Consider the following 18,997-nt stretch of genomic DNA (forward strand, 5'->3'; position numbering starts at 1 on the left):
ACCGCCGTTAGGCTGATCTGATTTAGAAGACAATAGAGACAAAGCGAAGATGTGAGACTTAAACGAAAGCAATCAAATCATAAATTGATTTTGTTAAATTTAAGCAAACCGGTAGCTGCGAGCCGACTTTTGCGACGCGAGTGCTTACCTTTGTTGCTGAGCGCCCGCCGGCCCGTCAGGCATGCCCGGTCCCGTATCCACTGGCCTCGTCGGGCGCAACGGCCTTCGGGTCGCAGTCGGCCGCTATCTCGGATAGCGATATCACGGCCGGGTCGCGCGTGGTGCGCACAAGACAATCGGGGCGTGTGGCTGGCCACACGCCCCGCGAGATGTCACCAGATATGGACGCGGTCGCCGGGCGCTAGATACAGCGCGTCACCGGGCTTGACCCCGAACGCCATATACCAGGCATCGACGTTACGGACGATCCCGTTGACGCGGTAGAATGGCGGCGAGTGCGGATCGGTGAGCAGCCGCGCGCGCGCTGCGCCCTCACGCAGCTTCGCCTGCCACGCTTGCGCATAAGCGAGGAAGAAGCGCTGGTCGCCGGTCAGCCCGTCGATCACGGGCGCCTTGCCATGCTCCGCCTGGTACTTCTGATACGCGGCGTAGGCAGTCTCGACGCCGCCCAGATCGCCAATATTCTCGCCCAGCGTCAACGCACCCTTCACGCGGACACCCGGGATCGGCTCATAGGCATCAAACTGCTTCGACAGCGCAGCGGTGCGCTGCGTGAAGGCGGTGCGAGCCGCCGGCGTCCACCAGTTCTCGAACTTGCCCGTCGCGCTGAACTGGCTGCCCTGGTCGTCGAAACCATGCCCCATCTCATGCCCGATGATCGCGCCGATCGCGCCGTAATTGACCGCCGCATCCGCCTTGGGATCGAAATAGGGTGGCTGCAGGATCGCCGCGGGGAAGGTGATCTGGTTATTGAGCGGGTCGTAATAGGCGTTCACCGTCTGCGGCGTCATGCCCCAGAGCGTGCGATCGACGGGCTTGCCGAGCCGCGAGAGGTCGAGCTGATGCTGGAATTCGCCCGCACGCATCGCATTGCCGACCGGATCGCCGCGGACGACGTTGAGCGATGAATAGTCGATATATTTGACCGGATGGCCGATCCGCGGATCGAACGCGGCGAGCTTGGCCAGCGCCTGGGTCTTGGTCGCGCCATCCATCCAGCTGTTCGCGGTGATGCGCTCCTTGTACGCCGCGCGCAGGTTGGCGATCAGCTCGCCCATCTTCGCTTCGCTCTCGGGCGGGTAATGCCGCTTCACATAGACTTCGCCGACGGCCTCACCCATGGTGCCGTTGACCAGCGCGATGCCGCGCTTCCACCGCGCGCGTTGCTCCGGCTGATCGGCCAGCGTCTTGCCGTAGAAATCGAACGTCGCCTGATCGAACGCCTTGGGCAGCGCACCGGCGCTTGCCGAGGCGAGGCGGAATTTCATCCAGTCCTGCCACGTCGACACGGGTGTCGCCGCAAAGATCTTGCCGAGCTCGGTCAGCGCGGTCGAGTTGGTCATGTAGACGACCGGGAATTGCGCATAGCCCGCGGTCGACAGCAGCAGCGGCCAGTCGAAATCGGGCGCCAGCGCCTTGCGGCCCGCCGCGTCCATCGGCTTCAGCATCGCCTGCAGGTCGCGCGACTGGACCGGCGACCACTGGACCTTGGCCATCGCGGTTTCGAGCGCGACGATCCGGTCCGCCCTGGCCGACGCATCCGTCACGCCGGACAGCGTCAGCATCTTCTCGACATAGGCCCGATACGCCGTGCGGAAGGTGTCGTATTTGGCGCCCTGCTCGAGATAATAGTCGCGGCCGCCCATGCCCAGCGACCCCTGCCCCGCGGCCACCGCATAGCGCTTCGGATCGGCGGGATCGGGCAGCTGCCCGACCTCGACCGGCGACGCATAGCCGACCGTCGAGAACAAGGTCTGCAGCTTCTGCTTGTCGGTGGCGGCGTCGATCTTCGCGAAATAGGGCTTGAGCGGTGCGGCGCCGGCGCGCTCGATCGCGGCCTCGTCCATGAAGCTCGCATAGAGATCGCCGAACTGCTTGGCCCCGGCGCCGACCGCGGCGGGGTCGCGCGCGGCATCGTCGAGGATCGCGCGGACCTGCTGCTCGGCCTGATCCGCCAGGATCACGCTGCCGCCCGCGGACGTGCGATCCGGCGCAATGGTGGTGCGCTTGTCCCAGGCGCCATTGGCGTGCGTCCAGAAATCGTCACCAGGCTTCACGGCCTTGTCGGCAGCGGTCAGGTCGATCCCGAAGCTGCCATAGCGTGCGCCGGCCGGTGTGCCGGTCTGGGCCAGACCAGGTGCGGACAGGGCAAGCAGCGCCACCCCCAGCGACAGACGCGAAATACGATTGAACGGCATCATAGCTCCTCCAGAAAACCGGGGTTGGATCCCCGAAATGATATGAACGGTACGCATGCGTCAGGCGGGCGTACGCTGCATCAACCGGGCCAGTGCGGCGAGGTTGGGCTTCTGCCCCGCATTGAGCAGGCTGGCGCGAAATACGCGCGCGAGCAAGACGAACTCGATGCCGATGAACACCGCCAGCAGCGCGCCGCTGCCGACGATCTCCATGGTCGAAACCCCGCTGCCGAGCCGCGCCAGCATCGTGAACGGCGTGTAGATCGGGATCCAGGTCAGTATTTTGATCGCGGTCGCGCCGCTGTTCGACAGGACGCCTTGCGCGACGACCGTGAACGGCATCGCGATGACCAGCAGCACGGGCGTCAGATAGCTCTGCGCATCACGCATCGAATCGCTCATCGCGCCGATCGCCAGCAGGATCATCGACACCATCAGATAGCCTGCGAGGAAGAAATACAGCATCACCAGGATGATCCAGGGCGAGGCGAGCGGCGCGAGCGCCACGTGCAGGAACGCGCCGACCGCGCCCTGCGTCGCCACCGCGGCACCGGTCGCGCACAGCCCCCAGACCAGGACCATCGTCAGCCCGACCGCGACCGTCCCCGCGAGCTTGCCATAGAGCAGCTCGTCGGGGCTGATGCAGGCGAGCACCGTCTCGATCAGCTTGTTCGACCGCTCCTCGACCAGCCCCTGCAGGATCCAGTTGCCCGACAACAGCAGCGACATCAGCAGGATATAGGCGCTGAGCAACGGCACCACCGATCGCACCAGCATCCGTTCGCGCCCGCCCCCAGGCGCCGGGGTCGAGACCGCGATCGCCGGGACCAGACTGGTCGCGGTGCGCGCCTGATCGCGCGCGAGCCCGGTCGACTCGAGATAGGCGGTGCGCAGGTCTTGCGTGAGCACGGTCTGCAACGGTTGGACGAAATTCGCGCCAGGCTGCTCGCTCGACCATAGTCGCACATCGGCGGTCTGCACGCCGAAACCGCGTGGGACATAGACCGCATAGTCGAGCGGCTTGGCCGTCTTGTCGCCGAACTCGCCCGGCTGCAGCAGCGGCTTGAGCTGCGCATCGAGCGCGCCGGGCGCCGCGCGCGCAATTGCAGGCGGCGTCGGCAGGACCACGAAATCGGCCTCGGGCGCGTCGAACTTCGGCGTTTCCGAGGTCGTTGCCGGCCGCATCGCCGCCAGCGCGGCAGGCAGGCCGCCGGCCTTCACGAACGTCGCGACGTCGGCGTCGCCGAACAATCGGTCATGCTGCGCCCACAGCGCGCCCGGATCGGCACGATCGAGCCCGTAGCGCTGTGCGTAGCGCGACAGCGCGGTCAGGACCCGCCGCTGGTGATCGGTATCGAGCCGCGCGCGGATCGCCGCCGCGGCACGGCCATCGGCATCGATCAGCATGACGCGCTGGGTTTTTTCGGACTGAGTCAGGCGGCTCGCGATCGGCCCGACCGCCAGCGCCAGCGGCAGGATCAGCAGCGTCAGCCAGAAGCTGCGCATGCCCGTGATCTGTCGGAACTCGCGCATCGCGACGAGAAGGATATTGTGCGTCATGCTGCATGCTCCGCCATAGCCGGGTCGGCAGGCCCGGCTGGAGGGGTGCCGACAAGATGGAGAAAGACGTCGTGCAGGCTGACGCGGTGCTGGTCGAACCGCCGCAACGTCACGCCCTGCTCGGTCAGGCATTGCAGCACGTCGGCCGGATCGATCCCCTCGGCCAGCGTCACGTCATAGTCGCACCAGCCCTGCGCGTCGGCCGCACCGGGCTCCGCGCGCTCGACTCCGGGACACCGCATCGGCGTCTCGCGCGCGACGATCGTCAGGCGGGCCGGCAAGCGCCCGCGCGCCTCCGCCTGCGTACCCTCGAACACCTTGCGCCCTTGCGACAGCAGCAACAGCCGGTCGCACAGCCGCTCGGCATGCTGCATCACATGCGTCGAGAATACCACGGTCGCCCCGCCCCGCGCGGCCTCCAGGATCTCATGTTCCAACAGCCCCTGGTTCACCGGGTCGAGACCCGAAAAGGGTTCGTCGAGCAGCAGCAGCTTCGGGCCGTTGACCAGCGTCGCGGCGAGCTGGACCTTCTGCGCCATGCCCTTGGACAGCTTGTCGATCTGCATCTTGGCCGATGCCGCGAGGCCGAACCGGTCGAGCAGCGCATGGCCCTTCGCGCGCGCTGCAGCCGCCGACATGCCCTTCAGTCGCCCGAAATAGGTGACGGTGTCGATCGCGGTCATCCCGCGGTACAGTCCGCGCTCCTCGGGCATGAAGCCCAGATCGGCGGCATTCTCGCGCCCTGGCGGACAGCCGAGTACCGATATACGTCCCGCCGTCGGCCGCACGATGTCGAGCACCATGCGCAGCGACGTCGTCTTGCCCGCGCCATTGCCGCCGAGAAAGCCGAAGATCTCCCCCGGCCGTACCGCAAAACTCAGCGCGTCGACCGCGGTCCGCTCGCCGAACCGTTTCGTCACCCCGTCCAGAACCAGTGCGTCCATCGGACCATCCCCCCCGTTTAAATTTCGTCTTCGCCCCGTTCATCCTCGTCGACGACCCGCAGCAGATCCCCCGGCTGGCAGTCGAGCACGCGGCAGATCGCCTCCAGCGTCGTGAAGCGGATCGCCTTGGCCTTGCCCGTCTTCAGGATCGACAGATTGGCGAGCGTGATGCCGACCGCCTCCGACAACTCGGTCAGCGTCATCCGCCGCGCATGCAGCATGGCGTCCAGGCTGACCGCGACCGGCATCAGACCGTCATCGCCAGGTCGTCGCGCATCCGCGCACCGATCCGGAAGACGCGCGCAAGCACGAAGATCATCACGACCGCGATCCACCCGCCCAGCGACGGCGTCCATCCGGTCACGTCGAGCTTGAGCAGCGAGATCCAGCGGACGACCCCGCCAAAGGCGAGATCGAGGCATTGCAGCGCCAGAAGCGCCCAGCCAATCCGCGCGAGCCGCGTGGCATTGTCGTCGACGAACGGATCCCCCGCCTCGACCGTCGCGACGATGCGGAGCAGATTCGAGAAGATCGGATGCAGCGCGACGCCGCCGGCAATGCCGACGAACAGCATCATGCGGATCGCCAGCACCGCTTGGTCCAGATCGAGCAACGCGCCGTATTTATGCGTCAGCCGCGCGCTCAGCATGCCCTGCATCGGCCAGGACAGCAGCAACGCCAGCGCGAACACCGCGGCGCAGACGATATTAAGGACGAGCATCAGCCGAAGCAGCCCCGTCGCCCCCCAAAGAACCCGATCCCTCCTCATCGCCGCCCCCGCCTGCATATTGCAAAACGATATGGGGCCTATCGATAAACGGCAAGTCGATTCATTGGTCCATTTTGGTCGGGACGCTTATCGCCTCGTGGCGACGGCAAAACGGCGCACGATCGGTCTGATCGCGCGCCGCATCGTAAACGGTGCCGCCACCGGCCGCGCCGAAGCGCGGGTGACGTCACGCGGTCGGGCTCAGTAGTGGATCGAGCGGCCGTAGGCGCCGAGCACGCTCTCGTGCATCATCTCGCTGAGCGTCGGGTGCGCGAACACCGTCTCCATCAGCTCGGCCTCGGTCGTCTCGAGCTGGCGTGCGACGACATAGCCCTGGATCAGTTCGGTGACTTCCGCGCCGACCATGTGCGCGCCGAGCAGCTCGCCGGTCTTCGCGTCGAACACAGTCTTCACGAAGCCCTCGGCCTCGCCGAGCGCGATCGCCTTGCCGTTGCCGATGAACGGGAATTTGCCGACCTTCAGCTCGTACCCGGCTTCCTTGGCCTTCGCCTCGGTCATGCCGACGCTCGCGACCTGCGGGCGCGAATAGGTGCAGCCGGGGATGTTGGCCTTGTCCATCTGGTGCGGCGACCCGCCTGCGATCTTCTCGACCGCGATGATGCCCTCATGGCTGGCCTTGTGCGCGAGCCACGGCGCGCCGGTGACGTCGCCGATCGCCCAGATGCCGTCGACATTGGTGCGACCATAGCCGTCGGTCTTGATGTGCCCGCGGTCGGTTTCGACGCCGAGCGCTTCCAGCCCGATATTCTCGGTGTTGGGGACGATGCCGATCGCGACGATCGCGTGGCTGAACGACTCCTCGACGACCTTGCCGTCCTTGTGCTTGATCTTCGCGGTGACGCCGCTGCCCGATGGCGCCAGGCCTTCAAGGCCGGTGCCGGTCAGGAGCTTTATCCCCTGCTTGGTCAGCGCCTTGTCCATGAACGCGGAGACTTCCTCGTCCTCGACGGGCAGGATCCGCGGGAGCATCTCGACGATCGTCACGTCGGCGCCCATGTCGTTATAGAAGCTGGCGAACTCGACACCAATCGCGCCCGATCCGATGACCAGCAGCTTGGTCGGCATCTCGGTCGGCACCATCGCGTGACGATAGGTCCATATCGTCTTCCCGTCGGCCTTGGCGAACGGCAGGTCGCGCGCGCGCGCGCCGGTGGCAACGATGATGTTCTTGGCCTCGAGCTCGACGGTCTTGTCGCCCTGCTTGACGCTCAGCTTGCCTTTTGCCGTCACGGTGCCGACGCCTTCGACGACGGTCACCTTGTTCTTCTTCATCAGGCCCTTCACGCCCGCATTCAGCTGGCCTGCGACCTTGCGGCTGCGGTCGACGACCTTGGCGAGATCGAAGCCGACATTGTCCGCCTTGAGGCCATAGCTCTCGGCATTCTGCATGTAGTGATAGATTTCCGACGTGCGCAGCAGCGCCTTGGTCGGGATGCAGCCCCAGTTGAGGCAGATGCCGCCCAGGCGCTCGCGCTCGACGATCGCGACCTTGAGGCCGAGCTGGCTCGCGCGGATTGCCGCGACATAGCCGCCGGGGCCCGAACCAAGGATGACCAGATCATAGGTGTCAGCCACGTGGAGAGTCCTTCAAGTGAATCAGTTGGAAGCGGGCGGCACGGGCCGCGGTTTGCGGTCGTCGCCGACCGCGACGAAGATGAAGCGCGCCTGTGTCACCTTGCAGCTATCGTTGCTGTGCCGCGCGCGGCGCCATGCCTCGACCTCGATCGTCATCGACGTGCGGCCGACCGCGATCAGCTCTGCATAGACCGACACCTCGTCGCCGACGACGACGGGCATGTGGAACTTCATGGCGTCCGCCGCAATGGTCACCGCACGCCCGCCGCTGCGGCGCGAGGCGACCGAACCGGCGGCCAGATCCATCTGCCCCATCAGCCATCCGCCGAAGATGTCGCCGTAAGGGTTGGCGTCCGCGGGCATTGCGGTGACGCGGATCGTCGGCGCCTTGTCGGGGGGCAGGTCGGTCACGCTTGGCTCCTGCTGGTCTGTCGGTCGAGGATGCGGGCCTGCCGCAGCGGCCCGATCCCCATGATCACGGTCACGACCATCGCCGCCGCCCCGCACCACCAGATCACGTCCTGCCCGAGCGGATAGGACCAGGCCGCCGCCCAGGTGATCGCGACCGCGACGCCGAGCCCGACGAGGATATGCAGGATCTCGATGAGCGTCCTGGTCATGGCGCGACCCGGCCCGACCCCGTTCGTGCCGAGCGAAGTCGAGGCACATGGGACTCATGCCCTTCGACCTCGCTCAGGGCGAACGGGAGAGGGGCCACAGCGGTCACGGTCTTACGCCAGCATGCCCAGCGGGTTCTCGACCAGATGCTTGAACGCCTTCATGAACTGCGCACCGTCCGCGCCGTCGATCGCGCGGTGATCGAAGCTGCCGGTCGCCGACATAACGGTCGCGACGGTAAGCTCGTCGCCGATCACATAGGGACGCTTCTCGCCTGCACCGATCGCAAGGATCATCGCCTGGGGCGGGTTGATGACCGCGTCGAACTGCGTGATGCCGAACATGCCCATGTTGCTGATCGAGGCGGTGCCGCCCTGATATTCCTCGGGCTTCAGCTTGCCGTCGCGTGCGCGGGCGGCGAGGTCCTTCATCTGCGTCGAGATCGACGACAGCGAGGCGGTGTCCGCACCGACGATGATCGGCGTGATCAGACCCGACGGCGTGCTGACCGCAACCGAGATGTCGGCGCGCTGGAAGCTGATCAGCTGGTCGGGCGTGAACATCACGTTGCAGGTCGGGACCTGCATCAGCGCGACGGCCTGCGCCTTGATCAGCAGATCGTTGACCGACAGCTTCACGCCGCGCGCTTCGAGGCTCTTGTTCAGCTCGCCGCGCAGCTTGAGCAGCGCGTCGAGACGCACGTCCACGGTCAGGTAGATGTGCGGAACGGTCTGCTTCGATTCGGTCAGGCGGCGCGCGATCGTCTTGCGCACGTTGCTGAGCTTGGTCGACTCGTGCGGGATATCCGGCACGACCGCAGGCTTGGCCGCGGGTGCTGGCGCGGCAGCGGAGGGGGCCGGTGCAGCGGCTTCGGGCGCGGCGACAGGTGCGGCCCCGGGCTTCGCGCTGTCGACATCGGCCTTGACGATGCGACCCTTAGGACCCGAACCCGACACCGAACCAAGGTCGATCCCCTTGTCGGCGGCGAGGCGGCGGGCGAGCGGGCTCGCCTTCACACGGTCACCGCTGGCGGGCTTCGACTGAGGCTTCGATTCGGGCGTGGACGCGGACGCGGCGCCCGCATCGGCGGGACGACCATGATCCTCGGCCGACGTCTCGGTCCGGGCGACGGGCTTGGCCTCGCTGCCGGTGTCGTTGGGATCCTTGGGATCGGGCTTGGCCTCCGATTCCTTGGCCGCGGGGACGGGCGTCTCGCTCTTGGTCGGCGCGGACACCGAGGACGCATCCTCGCCTTCCTCGGCCAGGATCGCGATGACGGTGCCGACCTTCACATTGTCGGTTGCCTCGGCAACCAGGATCTTGGCGATCACGCCTTCGTCGACCGCTTCGAATTCCATCGTCGCCTTGTCGGTCTCGATCTCGGCCATGATGTCGCCGGACTTCACCGTATCGCCTTCCTTCACCAGCCATTTGGCGAGGGTGCCCTCCTCCATGGTCGGCGACAGGGCAGGCATTTTGATCTCGATCGACATGGAGGTCCCCAGGGCGTTACGTAACGGCATGCCTACTCGCGCCCCCGCCCGTCCGGGTCAACCCCGCGAAGCCGCCTTCCCCTTGCGCGAACCGCATCTGCACGGCACCTAAGCCCGATAAACAGGGGAATATGATGCGTGTCTATCTGGTGGTCATCGACGAGTCGCCCGAGGCGGGTATCGCGTTGCGCTTTGCGGCGCGGCGCGCGGTGAAGACCGGCGGCGGCGTCGAGATCCTCACGCTGATCCCGCCGCAGGAATTCATCGCGTTCGGCGGTGTCCAGGCGACGATCGAGGAGGAGGCGCGGCTGCATGCCGAGGGCCTCGTCGCGGCTGCGGCCGGCACGCTGATCGAGGAATCGGATCTGCGCCCGTCGATCACCGTGCGCGAAGGCGAAGGCCCCAAGATCATCCGCGAAATGATCGCCGCCAACCCCAATATTGCAGCGCTGGTGCTCGGCGCCGCGGCGAGCGGTGCGCCGGGCGATCTCATCACCCATTTCTCGGGCACCGACGCCGGAGCGCTGCCCGTGCCGGTCATGATCATCCCGGGGTCGCTGACCAGCGAGGCGATCGACCGGCTGAGCTGACGGCGGCCGTCTTGCCGCCCCCCGTCATCCTGACGAAAGTCAGGATCCAGAGCCACAGGCGCCGCCCTCGGAACCCTGGATCCTGACTTTCGTCAGGATGACGGAGGTGGGTGATGACGTCGGCTGGGAATGACGGGCTAAACCGAGCGAATCCAACACTCCCCGCTTGAGCTCCCCGGCCGAAGCCGCCACGGTGACGCCGATGCCGATCCTCGCCCTTCCGCTGCTCGCCGCAGCCGCCGCCGCGCTTCCCGCGCCCTCCGCCACCCGCCTCAAGGCCGATGTGACCGCGATGGTCGGGTTCGGCACGCGCCACACCGCATCGACCACCACCGATCCGAAGCGCGGCATCGGCGCCGCCCGCGACTGGGCCGCGGCGCGCTTCACCGAGATCGGCCGCGCCTGTGGCGGCTGCGTCACGGTCGAGCGGATCGGCCGCACCGTGTCGGGTCCGCGCGCACCGACCGGCGTCTATGTCGAGGACGTGCTGGGCATCCAGAAGGGGCGCGACCCGAATCGCGTCGTGATCGTCGGCGCGCATATCGACAGCCGTGTGACCGACGTCATGAACGTGACAAGCGACGCGCCCGGCGCGAACGACAATGCGTCGGGCGTCGCGCTGGTGCTCGAAGCCGCCCGCGCGCTGTCAAAGCGGCAGTTCGACGCGACCATCGTCTATGCGGTCTTTTCGGGTGAGGAACAGGGGCTGTGGGGCGCCGAGCTGCTCGCCGACACCGCCAAGGCGCGCGGCTGGACCGTCACCGCGATGCTCAACAACGACATTGTCGGCAACACGGTCGGCCAGGGCGGCGTCCGCATGGCGTCGAGCGTCCGCGTCTTTTCCGAAGGCATTCGCGCATCAGAAGACCTTGCCGCGCAGATCGGTCGTCGCGCGGAGGGTGGCGAGGACGATGGCCCCAGCCGCGCGCTCGCCAAGGCGATCGACGGCATCGCGGGGACGATCCCCGGCGGGCTCGACGTGATGCTCGACCGTCGCCCTGACCGGTTCGGCCGCGGCGGCGATCACGAACCCTTTCTGAAGCTCGGCTATCCCGCGGTCCGCTTCTCGGTCGCCGCGGAGAACTGGGATCGCCAGCACCAGGACCTGCGCACCGAAAACGGTGTCGACTATGGCGACACGATCGCCGGGATGGACTTCCCCTATCTGGCCAAGGTGACCGCGATCAACATCGCCACGCTCGCCCGCCTCGCCGCCGCGCCCGCGGCACCGGGTGACGTATCGATCGCCGGTGCCCTGTCGCGCGACACCCAGGTCAAATGGGCCGCGGTTCCGGGTGCGGCAGGCTACCGAGTCCGCTGGCGGCGCAACGACACGCAGGACTGGAAGGACGTGCGCGACGTCACCGGCACCGAGACGCTGCTCGCCCAGACCCCCGTCGACGACCATTTCGTCGGCGTGTCCGCACTCGGCGCGGATGGCAGCGAGAGCGTCGTCAGTTTCGCGGGCCGCGAACGCCGACGCTGAGCGCTATCGCGCCGACCCCAGGGTGCCGCCCCGCGTCCGGCCCGGTCCGCGACGCGGGGTCGTCCGCCGATAGGTCACGGGTTCGGTGATATATTCGGTCGTCGTCGTGGTCGTCGTGACCGGCACCGACTGGACGGTGACCGTCGTCGTCCCGTCGCCGGCATAGGCGTCGCTGCCGGGATAGCCGCCGCCGGTGGTCGTCACGGTGGTCATCCCGTCGGGCGACACCCATGTCCCGCCACGCTGCTGGACGGGCGGCAATGGCTGGTCGCGATAGGCGGCCCCCGCAAAGTCCGGCGCCGCTTCGACGCGGGTCGTCACATAGGTCCGCCGCGTTACCGGCCGCGGCTGGCGGCGGGCATAGACCCGGTCGTCCGCCCGCCCGTCAAAGCTTTGCACGTCATAGCGCGGGGCGGCATCGCCGCCGACGGCGCCGTTCCAGTCGATCCCGGCACGCGTATCGAAGATCGATCCCCGCGCATCGATCAGCACCGCGTCGTCGAAATAGCGCGTCCAGCGATAGCCCGGCGGCGGCGGCACGAGCCCATAGTCGCGCCAGTCGACGATCCCGAACCGCGGCGCGATCCAATAGGCCGGCAGCGCCCAGCCGCGGTACGGCCGACGATAGCCGCTCCAGCCGCCCGGCGCGTTCGCCCCTGCCGACCAGCGACCATCGACGCTGCTGCCCCGGCGCGCGTCGCGGGACGCGGCGGGCTCCGGGCTTACGCTGACCGCGCTGCGGGCAGGAACGGGATAAGTCGCACCGGGCCGCGATGCCCCGTCCGGACGCCGCTGCGCCTCGGCCGTCGTGCCCGCCACCGCCATGATCAGTGCGAGACCGACGATCACCTTCATGCGCATGACATCTTCTCCCCTGACGCACCGTACGCCTCAGGGCCGCGTCCTATGCTGACGCAGTGCGTACCAAAGCCGCCATGGCGCGGCCAGCCGCAACCCGGTCCCGATTCGGAGCAGGCGTCAGGTTGGGGCGTCAGCTGATCCGCGACGCCAGCAACGCGACCAGCGCTTCGCACCCGGCTGCATCCTCGGCATCGAACCGTGCAGGCTCGGGGCTGTCGAGATCGAGCACGCCGATCAACCGCCCGTCGCTGACGACCGGCACGACCAGCTCGGACCGGCTTGCCGCATCGCAGGCGATATGTCCGGGAAACGCATGGACGTCCTCGACCAGCTGGGTCGTCCGCTCCGCCGCCGCGGTGCCGCACACGCCCTTGCCCATCGCGATCCGGATACAGGCGACCTTGCCCTGGAACGGCCCCAGGACAAGCTCGCCCTCGACCGCACGGTAGAAGCCCGCCCAGTTGAGATCGGGCAGATATTCCCAGACCAGCGCAGCCGCATTCGCCATGTTCGCGATCGGATCGCGCTCGTCCACGGTCAGCGCGTCGAGCGCCGCGAGCAGGTCGCGGTACAGATCGGCCTTCGAACCGCCGGAAATATCGAACTGGTACATCATCGCCTCTTGTCTGCGGTTAGTCTTCGCGAACCCGCCCGCGCCCGGCCTTGACCGAACTGCGGACCTTCTTCGTATCCACCCGCCGTGCCTTGGCGGCGCGGGACGGCTTGGTCTTGACCCGGTGCGCGTCGCGGTGCTGCGCCTGCGCGATCAGTTCGAGCACGCGATCGCGCGCATCGGCGCGGTTGGCCTCCTGCGTGCGAAACCGGCGCGCGGTGATGACGAGCACCCCCGCCGCGGTCATCCGGCTGCCCGCGACCAGCTTCAGCCGGCGATAGGTTTCAGGGTGCAGGCCCAGCGCGAATATGTCGACTCGCAACTGGCACGCGGTCGCCACCTTGTTGACGTTCTGCCCGCCCGGCCCGGAAGCCGCGAGGAACTTCTCCTCGATCGCCCCCTCAAGCAGGGAGGCGTCGATCACGTCAGCCATTATCGGGTTCGGGACGCGGATCCGGCACGGACGCGTCCTGCGGGGACGGCGTCGCCTCGACGCCCGGTTCCTCGCCGAAGCCCGCGGTCGCGAACCGTTCTGGCAGCGGCGCGATACCGACGACATCGGCCTTGCCCGGCCGCGGCACGACCAGCCGCTGCGCGTGGAGCATCATGCCCAGGCGATCCTTCTGGCCATAAACCGGATCCCCGACGACCGCTGCGCCGAGGCCCAGCGCGGCATGGACACGAATCTGGTGCGTCCGCCCGGTCTGGGGGATGAATTCGACCAGCGAGCGTCCGTCACGCGTCGCGAGCACGCGCCAGCCGGTCCGCGCCGCCTTGCCCTTGGCGTCCTCTACCATCCGCCAGCCCTCTTCGGCGCTGCTGATCTTGCCGAGCGGCATGTCGATCGTCCCGGTCTCTTCGGCGGGGACGCCGTCGAGCACTGCGAGATAGCGCTTCGACACCAGGCCCTGCTCGAACGCCTGCTGCAACCGCGCATGCGCCTTGGGATTGCGCGACAGCAACAGGCAGCCGCTTGTGTCGCGATCGAGACGATGCACCGGCATCGGCCAGCGCTGGAATCCGAATTTGAGACTTTCGAGATGATTCTCGAGGCTCAGCGAGCCGTCACGAGGAGGATCGACCGGCAGCCCAGCGGGCTTGTCGATGATCAGGGCCTCGCCGTCGAGGAAAAGTACGCGTTCACCATGCATGTGCCGCCCTTGCCAGCATCTGCGCCCGCATGCCAGAGCCCGCACGATGTTGCGTAGCCCCCTAGTTCTTTCGTTTCTGCTGATCCCGGCCGCCGCCAATGCGCAACTCTGTGCCGGACAGAGCGCGGCGATCGCCGCCGATGGTCGCGCGTTCGGGCATCTGCCTTACGGCGACGCCGCCCCGTCCGAACTGGTCGCCGCTCCGTCCGACTTCGGCGTCCGCCAGACCTGCGTGGTCCGCCGCGACATGCTGCCCGACCTGCTCCGCCTGCTCGCCGCAGCCAAAGCGGACCCGGCGGTGATGGGCGAGTTGCGCGGCCTGTCGTGCCAGCGTTCGATCGCGCAGCAGCGCAGCGTGTTCTGCCGCGAGTCGGAAACATCGGCGGCCGAGCGCGCAATCTCGGTCGCGCCGCCGGGCTATAGCGAACATTCGACCGGCTATGTCGTAGACTTCGCCATCCGTCCCGCCAATGGCTGTCGCGATGCCGAGGCGTGCATGGCGGCGACCCCCGCCGCGCGCTGGCTGCGCGCGAACGCGACGCGGTTCGGATTCGAACAATCCTTCCCCGGCGGTAACAAGCAGAACGTCAAATGGGAGCCCTGGCACTGGCGCTGGGTCGGCGTGACCGCCGATGCGCCCGGCGCGGCAAAGGCGCGGTTCGTGTTCGCCAAGGCGCGGCGGCTCTATCCCGCCGACCCTTCGATCCTGCCGCCCGCGCCCCCGCCGGTCGTCGCACCCGCGGTGCCGGCCGCGCCCGTCCCGGCGCTTCCGTCCGAAAAGGGCAAACGCCGCAGGCGCTGATCCCCCCGGTCGCCCGGAGGGATCGTTCGCGCTTACTTCAGCTTTGCGGCCGTCTCGGCGATCCGCTTGCCCTGGTAGCGCGCACCGTCGAGTTCGACGCTGCTCGGCATCCGGCTGCCATCGCCATCGGAGATCGTCGTCGCGCCGTAGGGCGAGCCGCCCTTGACCGCGTCGACACCCATCTGCCCCTGGAAGCCATAGTCCAGACCGACGATCGTCATGCCGTGATGGAGCAGGTTGGTCAGGATCGAGAACAGCGTCGTCTCCTGCCCGCCATGCTGGCTCGCGGTCGAGGTGAACGCACCGCCGACCTTGCCGACCAGCGCGCCGGAGAACCACAGTCCGCCGGTCGTGTCCCAGAAGGACGCCATCTGCGCGGGCATCCGCCCAAACCGGGTCGGTGCACCGACGATGATCGCGTCATAGTCCTTCAGCGCATCGGGGCCCTCGATCTCGGCATGTGCGCTGTCGGTCTTGAAATGCGCCGACTCGACGACCGACTGCGGTGCGGTCTCGGCGACCCGGCGGATGTCTACTTCCGCGCCGCCCGCGCGCGCGCCTTCGGCGACGGCATCCGCCATCTGCTCGATATGGCCGTAGGACGAATAATAGAGAACCAGAACCTTGGTCATGTCAGTCTCCTCAAAGGCAGACCATCCCGGCACAGGCCGGAATGGTCACAGGATGATCGGTAAAATTACTCGGAGTCCACCAGAACGATCTCGGCCTCGTCGAGTGCCGTGATCCGCACCGTCCGGCCGCCCGAAAGTGCCGCACCGTCGCGGGTGTTGATGGTCTCGTCGTCGATCGTGATCGCGCCGGTCGCCGGGACAAGATAGGCGTGACGCCCCTCGCCGACCGCATAGTCGACACTGTCGCCCGCCTTCAGCGTCGCGGCCAGCACCCGCGCATTCGCCCGGATCGGCAGCGCGTCACCGTCGTTGGCAAAGCCGCTTGCCAGCGTCACGAACTGCCCCGAGCGCTCGCCCTTGGGGAACGGCTTCGCACCCCAGCTTGGCGAACCACCCTTGCGGCTGGGCTCGATCCAGATCTGGAAGATCGTCGTCGTCTCGGGCTCCAGATTATACTCGGCATGGCGCACGCCCGAACCGGCACTCATCACCTGGACGTCGCCAGCCTCGGTGCGGCCCTTGTTGCCGAGCGAGTCCTGATGCGTGATCGCACCGCTGCGGACATAGGTGATGATCTCCATGTCCTGGTGGGGATGCGGCGGGAAACCCGAATTAGCGGCGATCTGGTCGTCGTTCCAGACGCGGATCGCGCCCCAGCCCATCCGCGCAGGGTCATAATAGCTCGCGAACGAGAAATGATGCCGCGCATTCAGCCAGCCATGATCGGCATGGCCCAGGCTGTCGAAGGGGCGGCGGTCTACGGTGTTGAGAGTCGTGGTCGTCATCAGAGGTCTCCACTTGTTGCCACCAAGATAGACACTGGCATCGCACCGTAAATAGAAACGCTGGAAACCGATCGTTTCGATTGCTAGCAAACGTGACCGCTGCGGAGAGTGAATGATGCGCCTTCCCGACCTCGAAGCCTGGGCGATCTTTGCCAGCGTCGTCGAACATCGCTCGTTCAGCGCCGCCGCCGACGCGATCGGACTGAGCAAGGCGACCGTATCGAAGGCGATCACGCGGCTCGAGGCGCATCTCGGCCAGTCGCTGTTTCATCGCACCTCGCGCCGGCTCGCGCTGACCGAGGCGGGCAAACCGCTCGCCGAGCACGCCGCGCGGATCCTGGGCGAAGCGCGCCTCGCAGAGGAGTCGGCGAATGATGCCGCAAGCGCACCGACGGGGCGCGTACGGCTGGCGGCGCCGATGAGCTTCGGCATCACCAATGTCGCGCCGCTGCTGGCCGAGTTCCTGGCCGCGCATCCCGGCATCGAGATCGACCTGCATCTGTCCGACGCGCGGGTCGACATCGTCGCGGAAGGATTCGACGTGGCGTTGCGGATCGCCGAGCTGCCCGACAGCTCGCTGCGCGCGCGACGGCTGTGCAGCATCCAGGCGCACACCGTTGCCGCGCCTGCCTATCTGGCGGCGCACGGGACGCCGACTCATCCCGCGCAGCTCGGCGAGCACCGCCTGATCGGCTATTCGAACGTCGTCGGTCCCTGGCGGTTTCAGCGCCCCGGCGAAAGCGACGTTTCGGTACGGCTGCAGGGTCAGCTCACCGCCAATAGCGGCGAGGCGGTCGTCCCGGCGCTCGTCGCCGGTCTCGGCATCGCGCGGCTGCCGCACTTCATCATCGAGGCGCAGCTCGCGTCGGGTGCGCTGGTGACGCTGCTCGATGTCTGGGCGCCCGCACCGATCGGCCTCCACCTGCTGACCCCGCCCAGCCCGCTCCGCCCGGCCCGGGTCGAGGCGCTCATCGCGTTCCTCGGCGCGCGGCTTCGCGACCCCGGCTGAACCGCGCCGGCTGGACCCCGACGGAACCCCCTACGGAACCCCCTACGGAACCCCCACGGAACAATGCCCGTCGCCAGGCTATTGCTGTGCGTCACCACGGAAGGATGTCGATGCCCCCCTACCAGACCGCGCCCCGGACCCGCCGCGCATGACCGGCGCGATCCATCCCGCCCCGCCCACTACGCTCGTCATCTTCGGTGCGATGGGCGACCTGACCCGCCGGTTGCTGATGCCGGCGCTGACCAACATGACCCGGCTCGGCATGATCGGTGACGATTTCTCGGTTCTCGGGATCGGTATCGAACCCGGCGACGACGACACGCTGCGCACCGCGCTCGCCACCTTTCGCGCCAGCGCTTCCACGGCGCATGCCTCGCCCGAGCAGGAGGCCGCCTGGGACCGGTTGCAGGCGCGCGTCCAGTATCTGCAGGGCGATTTCACGCAGGACGACGTCTATGCACGGCTAAGCGACCGGCTATCGGGCAACGCCGCCTTCTATCTTGCCGTACCCGCGCGATTCTTCGGCGACATCGTCGATCGGCTCGCGGCCAACGGGCTGACGCATGAAAGCAAATCCGCGTTTCGCCGGATCGCGATCGAGAAGCCGTTCGGCCACGACCTCGCCTCCGCGCAGGCGCTGAACGCGCGCATCCTGTCGCACGTCGCCGAGACGCAGATCTACCGGATCGACCATTTCCTCGGCAAGGAAACTGTCCAGAACATCATGACCGCGCGCTTCGCGAACATGATGATCGAACGGGTCTGGAATGCCGACTGTATCGCGCATGTCCAGATCACCGCCGCCGAGACCGTCGACGTCGGCACGCGCGGTGCGTTCTACGACGCGACGGGTGCGTTGCGCGACATGGTCCCGAACCATCTGTTCCAGTTGCTGGCGATGGTCGCGATGGAGCCCCCTGCAAGTTTCGACGCGGAGGCCATCCGCAACGAAAAGGGCAAGGTGCTGAAAGCCGTTCGGGCTTATTCACCCGCCAAGGCGCGCCGCAACGGCGTCCGCGGCGCCTATGGTGCGGGGACGATCGGCGAACGCGCCGTCCCCGCCTTCACCGCATCCCCCGACATTGCCCCCGACAGCACCACCGAGACCTATGTCGCATTGAAGCTGATGGTCGACACGTGGCGCTGGGCGGGCGTGCCCTTCTACCTTCGCACCGGCAAGGCGATGGAGATTCGCGATACCGAGGTCGTGATCACCTTCAAGCCCGTGCCGTTCGCCCAGTTTCACGCGACCGCCGCCGAGAAACTGCCGCCGAACCGCCTGATCATCCAGATTCAGCCCGACGAGGGGCTCAGCATGGATATCAATATCAAGCGCCCCGGGCTTGAGGTCGACACCGCGCCGATTGCGCTGGATTTCCGCTACGCCGACTCGTTCGATATCGGCGCGATGACCGGGTATGAGTCGCTGATCCACGATCTGTTCGCGGGCGACCAGACGCTGTTCCAGCGCGCCGACGCGATCGAGGCGGGATGGGCGGCGGTCCAGCCGTTTCTCGACGCATGGGCAAGCGAAGGCGCACCCGACACTTACGCCGCGGGTACGACCGGACCGGCGGCGGCAGACGAACTGCTCGCGCGCGACGGGTTTGCCTGGCACACGCTCGACCCGGCAAAGACGTGAGCCCGCGCCGCGACTCGGTTGCCGGGGTCTCGACACGGAGTTTTGGTCGGTTCCGTACCAAGAGTTCG

At 67.3% G+C, this 18,997-nt stretch carries 20 protein-coding genes; 5 read left to right on the forward strand and 15 right to left on the reverse strand.

Translation table 11 applies throughout. From position 1 onward, the window contains the following. Window positions 1–332: 332 nt before the first annotated feature. The 9 genes from GV027_RS05645 to GV027_RS05685 all read right to left on the reverse strand — a co-directional run bounded on the left by GV027_RS05645 (window position 333) and on the right by GV027_RS05685 (window position 9,358). Complete coding sequence (locus GV027_RS05645; protein ID WP_201302578.1) at window positions 333–2,378, reverse strand: M13 family metallopeptidase; 2,046 nt, start codon at window positions 2,376–2,378, stop codon at window positions 333–335. Window positions 2,379–2,438: 60 nt separating this feature from the next. Continuing rightward, window positions 2,439–3,938 carry an ABC transporter permease gene (locus GV027_RS05650; protein ID WP_159511238.1) on the reverse strand — a complete coding sequence of 500 codons (1,500 nt, stop codon included), beginning with the start codon at window positions 3,936–3,938 and terminating at the stop codon, window positions 2,439–2,441. Next, a complete protein-coding gene (locus tag GV027_RS05655) occupies window positions 3,935–4,882 on the reverse strand; it encodes an ABC transporter ATP-binding protein (protein ID WP_159511239.1) in 948 nt (315 codons plus the stop codon). Before GV027_RS05655 ends, GV027_RS05650 begins: the two co-directional genes overlap by 4 nt. A 17-nt stretch (window positions 4,883–4,899) precedes the next feature. Next, a complete protein-coding gene (locus GV027_RS05660) occupies window positions 4,900–5,130 on the reverse strand; it encodes a helix-turn-helix domain-containing protein (RefSeq protein ID WP_159511240.1) in 231 nt (76 codons plus the stop codon). After that, on the reverse strand, window positions 5,130–5,603 hold the full coding sequence (locus GV027_RS05665) for a DUF2975 domain-containing protein (RefSeq protein ID WP_236559059.1): 474 nt from the start codon (window positions 5,601–5,603) through the stop codon (window positions 5,130–5,132). Before GV027_RS05665 ends, GV027_RS05660 begins: the two co-directional genes overlap by 1 nt. 249 nt (window positions 5,604–5,852) lie before the next feature. Beyond that, window positions 5,853–7,247 (reverse strand): dihydrolipoyl dehydrogenase, encoded by a 1,395-nt coding sequence (gene lpdA / locus GV027_RS05670; RefSeq protein WP_159511242.1) that lies wholly within the window; start codon window positions 7,245–7,247, stop codon window positions 5,853–5,855. Between the two features lie 21 nt (window positions 7,248–7,268). Continuing rightward, window positions 7,269–7,610 carry an acyl-CoA thioesterase gene (locus tag GV027_RS05675; protein ID WP_042466532.1) on the reverse strand — a complete coding sequence of 114 codons (342 nt, stop codon included), beginning with the start codon at window positions 7,608–7,610 and terminating at the stop codon, window positions 7,269–7,271. 44 nt (window positions 7,611–7,654) lie between these two features. After that, a complete protein-coding gene (locus GV027_RS05680; RefSeq protein ID WP_159511243.1) occupies window positions 7,655–7,867 on the reverse strand; it encodes a hypothetical protein in 213 nt (70 codons plus the stop codon). A 111-nt stretch (window positions 7,868–7,978) separates the two neighbouring features. Beyond that, on the reverse strand, window positions 7,979–9,358 hold the full coding sequence (locus GV027_RS05685; protein ID WP_159511244.1) for a pyruvate dehydrogenase complex dihydrolipoamide acetyltransferase: 1,380 nt from the start codon (window positions 9,356–9,358) through the stop codon (window positions 7,979–7,981). A gap of 134 nt (window positions 9,359–9,492) precedes the next feature. Here GV027_RS05685 and GV027_RS05690 point away from each other — a divergent pair, with 134 nt between their 5' ends. Together GV027_RS05690 and GV027_RS05695 are read left to right on the forward strand one after the other, a co-directional pair. Then, window positions 9,493–9,948, forward strand: coding sequence for a universal stress protein (locus tag GV027_RS05690; protein WP_159512752.1), 456 nt, complete (start codon window positions 9,493–9,495; stop codon window positions 9,946–9,948). 202 nt (window positions 9,949–10,150) lie between these two features. Further along, the gene (locus tag GV027_RS05695; protein ID WP_159512753.1) at window positions 10,151–11,434 is read left to right on the forward strand and encodes a M20/M25/M40 family metallo-hydrolase; all 1,284 of its coding nucleotides are present in this window, start codon (window positions 10,151–10,153) and stop codon (window positions 11,432–11,434) included. 3 nt (window positions 11,435–11,437) lie between these two features. On the opposite strand, the gene GV027_RS05700 is transcribed toward GV027_RS05695, so the two are convergent. The 4 genes from GV027_RS05700 to GV027_RS05715 form a co-directional block, all read right to left on the reverse strand. Further along, on the reverse strand, window positions 11,438–12,295 hold the full coding sequence (locus GV027_RS05700) for an RcnB family protein (protein WP_056406104.1): 858 nt from the start codon (window positions 12,293–12,295) through the stop codon (window positions 11,438–11,440). A gap of 130 nt (window positions 12,296–12,425) precedes the next feature. Then, window positions 12,426–12,908 (reverse strand): GAF domain-containing protein, encoded by a 483-nt coding sequence (locus GV027_RS05705; RefSeq protein WP_159511245.1) that lies wholly within the window; start codon window positions 12,906–12,908, stop codon window positions 12,426–12,428. Between the two features lie 19 nt (window positions 12,909–12,927). Continuing rightward, window positions 12,928–13,341, reverse strand: coding sequence for an alternative ribosome rescue aminoacyl-tRNA hydrolase ArfB (arfB, locus tag GV027_RS05710; RefSeq protein ID WP_031394492.1), 414 nt, complete (start codon window positions 13,339–13,341; stop codon window positions 12,928–12,930). Next, on the reverse strand, window positions 13,334–14,059 hold the full coding sequence (locus GV027_RS05715; protein ID WP_159511246.1) for an RluA family pseudouridine synthase: 726 nt from the start codon (window positions 14,057–14,059) through the stop codon (window positions 13,334–13,336). The genes arfB and GV027_RS05715 overlap by 8 nt, the downstream gene beginning before the upstream one ends. 46 nt (window positions 14,060–14,105) lie before the next feature. On the opposite strand from GV027_RS05715, the gene GV027_RS05720 reads away from it, so the two are divergent. Further along, window positions 14,106–14,861, forward strand: coding sequence for a M15 family metallopeptidase (locus tag GV027_RS05720; RefSeq protein WP_159511247.1), 756 nt, complete (start codon window positions 14,106–14,108; stop codon window positions 14,859–14,861). Window positions 14,862–14,893: 32 nt separating this feature from the next. Here the strand turns inward: GV027_RS05720 and wrbA are convergent, their stop codons facing one another. Together wrbA and GV027_RS05730 are read right to left on the reverse strand one after the other, a co-directional pair. After that, window positions 14,894–15,493 (reverse strand): NAD(P)H:quinone oxidoreductase, encoded by a 600-nt coding sequence (gene wrbA, locus GV027_RS05725; RefSeq protein ID WP_107929982.1) that lies wholly within the window; start codon window positions 15,491–15,493, stop codon window positions 14,894–14,896. A 65-nt stretch (window positions 15,494–15,558) separates the two neighbouring features. Next, window positions 15,559–16,278 (reverse strand): pirin family protein, encoded by a 720-nt coding sequence (locus GV027_RS05730; RefSeq protein ID WP_159511248.1) that lies wholly within the window; start codon window positions 16,276–16,278, stop codon window positions 15,559–15,561. A 115-nt stretch (window positions 16,279–16,393) separates the two neighbouring features. On the opposite strand from GV027_RS05730, the gene GV027_RS05735 reads away from it, so the two are divergent. Next, entirely contained in the window at window positions 16,394–17,287 is an 894-nt protein-coding gene (locus GV027_RS05735) for a LysR family transcriptional regulator (protein WP_159512754.1), read from the forward strand. Window positions 17,288–17,435: 148 nt separating this feature from the next. After that, window positions 17,436–18,929 (forward strand): glucose-6-phosphate dehydrogenase, encoded by a 1,494-nt coding sequence (gene zwf, locus GV027_RS05740; RefSeq protein WP_159511249.1) that lies wholly within the window; start codon window positions 17,436–17,438, stop codon window positions 18,927–18,929. The last annotated feature ends 68 nt before the right edge of the window (window positions 18,930–18,997 follow it).

Origin of the sequence: Sphingomonas sp. T1 (assembly GCF_902506585.1) — a bacterium.
GTDB classification, from domain to species: Bacteria; Pseudomonadota; Alphaproteobacteria; order Sphingomonadales; family Sphingomonadaceae; genus Sphingomonas; species Sphingomonas aerolata.